The sequence below is a fragment of the Pseudoclavibacter sp. RFBJ3 genome (genome assembly GCF_002931375.1).
Taxonomy (GTDB): domain Bacteria; phylum Actinomycetota; class Actinomycetes; order Actinomycetales; family Microbacteriaceae; genus Pseudoclavibacter.
The window spans coordinates 1-1902 of the sequence record NZ_PSXZ01000040.1 but is presented as its reverse complement, the minus strand read 5'-3'; the positions used below and the strand labels follow the sequence as shown (position 1 = coordinate 1902).

Sequence of the window (1902 nt, the reverse complement as noted above, 5' to 3'; positions counted from 1 at the left end):
GCGCAGAGTTGTGGGTTAGTGCGGTAGGCAGCCGGTCTGGTCGCACTTGGCCACAACTTTTCTCCTGGTTTCGACGTCCCCCCCTCCGCGACGTCCCCCCTCCGCGACGTTCGCGCTGCTCCTCGCGACGCCCCGCCCTGCCTCAGAGAAGTTCGCCCCGCCCCGGCGCAAAGTTGTGGGTTAGTGCGGTCGGCAGCCGGTCTGGTCGCACCTGGCCACAACTTTTCTCCTGGTTTAGACGTCCCCCCTCCGCGACGTTCGCGACGCCTCTCGCGACGCCTCGCCCTCGCCCTCGCCCTCGCCCTCGCCCCCGCCCCGGCGCAGAGTTGTGGGTTAGTGCGGTCGGGCGCGGGTCTGGTCGCACTTGGCCACAACTCTGCGCCGGTGCGGGGCGGGGCGGTGGGGGCCGGGTGGAGGAGGGAGGCGGGGAGTGAGCCTCAGCCACAATGCCCATGTTCTTCACCTTGCTCTGGCCGAGCTGTCCACAGCTATCGACGGTGATCGTCGTGGCGGTCGCAACGCGTCTACGTTCGAGCAATGGGACAAGGTGGCGGCGCGGATGATGCTGACCGGCATGGAATCTCGGGTGCGGGCCCAGCGGGCCGAGCGGGCAGTGCAGGCCGTGCGGGCAGGCGGGAGCCGCGCATTCAGTTGCCGTTCGACCTGCGGTTCGCGGCATTCAGCGTGGCCGAGGCCCGAGCAGCAGGTGTCTCGAAGTCCCGGCTGCGCAACAGCGCTGAGGCGCGGCCATTCCGCGGAGTGCGCGTGCCGCAGCCGATGCCGGAACCGCAGACTGCCGAGGCCTCCGTCGGAGTGCGCGGGGCGAGTGACGAGTTCGCTGCCTTGGCCGCCCGCATGCAGGAGCTCGACCGCAGCTACTGGCCGGTCATGTCTCCGAACCAGGCGTTCGGCGGTGTCTCCGCCGCCCGGCTCTACGGACTGCCCCTTCCGTTGAGACTCCTGGCCGACGCGTTGGTCCATGTCATCGTGCCCAAGGGGAGGAACCCGCCCCGCGCGAAGGGCGTGACAGCGAGGTCCGTCCCGCCGCGCTTCTGGAGCCTCGGCCGGATCGGGGGTCTCCCAGTGGCCTCACCGGAGCTCACCTTTTGTCTCCTCGCCCGTCACCTGGACGAGCTTGAGCTCGTGCAGGTCGGCGACGCCCTCATCTCGGACGCGGACAACTATCCAGGGCGCACTTGGCCTCAAGCGCTGACGACGCGGGATCGTCTGGCAGCCATTGCTGATGCCTGGTCGGGATGCGCGGGCGCCGCCGTGCTGCGGTCTGCCACGCTGCGCATTCGCGAGCGCGTCGAGTCGCCTTGGGAGTCGACGACGCGGATCGCCTTGGTGGATTCCGGTTATCCGGAACCAGATATCAACGTCCCGCTCATGTCGGGAGCGCGCCAGGTGGCCCGAATCGACCTCGTCGATCGCGAAGCTCGCATCGGATACGACTACGAGGGCGACGGGCATCGCACGAGTCAGCGCCAGTGGCGCCTGGACATCACGCGCAGCAGGGAGATCGAGAGTGTGGGGATGCGGCACGTGCGTCTCACTGTCGCTGACCTCGTGCCTGCCGGTGGCCTGCAGGCCTTCACCGACTACGCGAAGCGGCTTCGCGCCGAACGTCTCGGGCAGGGCTGAAGGTTCCGGGAACGCGCTGTTTGCGGCGTTCGCGGCGGCATAGTTGTGGCTTGGTGTGGTTGGCGAGCGGTTGTGGAGCACCGGGCCACAACTTTGAGTGCGGGGCGCGGGCGAGGGGGCGGGAACCGGGTGCGGGATGGGGCCTCGGGGCGCGGGGCGGGGCTGAAGGTTCCGGGAACGCGCTGTTTGCGGCGTTCGCGGCGGCATAGTTGTGGCTTGGTGTGGTTGGCGAGCGGTTGTGGAGCACCGGGCCACAAC

The 1902-nt window shown here is 69.0% G+C and carries 1 protein-coding gene; it reads left to right on the top strand.

What is annotated here, in order from left to right; genetic code table 11:
• Positions 1 to 765: 765 nt before the first annotated feature.
• Complete coding sequence (locus tag C5E07_RS19040; RefSeq protein WP_104245001.1) at positions 766 to 1644, top strand: hypothetical protein; 879 nt, start codon at positions 766 to 768, stop codon at positions 1642 to 1644.
• Positions 1645 to 1902 lie beyond the last annotated feature (258 nt).